1 rRNA gene is annotated in these 592 nt (G+C 55.4%); it reads left to right on the top strand.

Annotated features, from left to right (window positions below):
- Positions 1–592, top strand: a 16S ribosomal RNA gene (locus tag DDE10_RS23220); the annotation flags it as partial.

Here is a 592-nt window from a genome sequence, read left to right as displayed (position 1 = left end):
GGCGCATTAGCTAGTTGGTGAGGTAACGGCTCACCAAGGCAACGATGCGTAGCCGACCTGAGAGGGTGATCGGCCACACTGGGACTGAGACACGGCCCAGACTCCTACGGGAGGCAGCAGTAGGGAATCTTCCGCAATGGACGAAAGTCTGACGGAGCAACGCCGCGTGAGTGATGAAGGTTTTCGGATCGTAAAGCTCTGTTGTTAGGGAAGAACAAGTACCGTTCGAATAGGGCGGTACCTTGACGGTACCTAACCAGAAAGCCACGGCTAACTACGTGCCAGCAGCCGCGGTAATACGTAGGTGGCAAGCGTTGTCCGGAATTATTGGGCGTAAAGGGCTCGCAGGCGGTTTCTTAAGTCTGATGTGAAAGCCCCCGGCTCAACCGGGGAGGGTCATTGGAAACTGGGGAACTTGAGTGCAGAAGAGGAGAGTGGAATTCCACGTGTAGCGGTGAAATGCGTAGAGATGTGGAGGAACACCAGTGGCGAAGGCGACTCTCTGGTCTGTAACTGACGCTGAGGAGCGAAAGCGTGGGGAGCGAACAGGATTAGATACCCTGGTAGTCCACGCCGTAAACGATGAGTGCTA

The sequence above is a fragment of the Sphingosinicella terrae genome (assembly GCF_003347635.1).
GTDB classification, from domain to species: domain Bacteria; phylum Pseudomonadota; class Alphaproteobacteria; order Sphingomonadales; family Sphingomonadaceae; genus Allosphingosinicella; species Allosphingosinicella terrae.
This window is presented reverse-complemented; position numbering and strand designations above follow the sequence as displayed.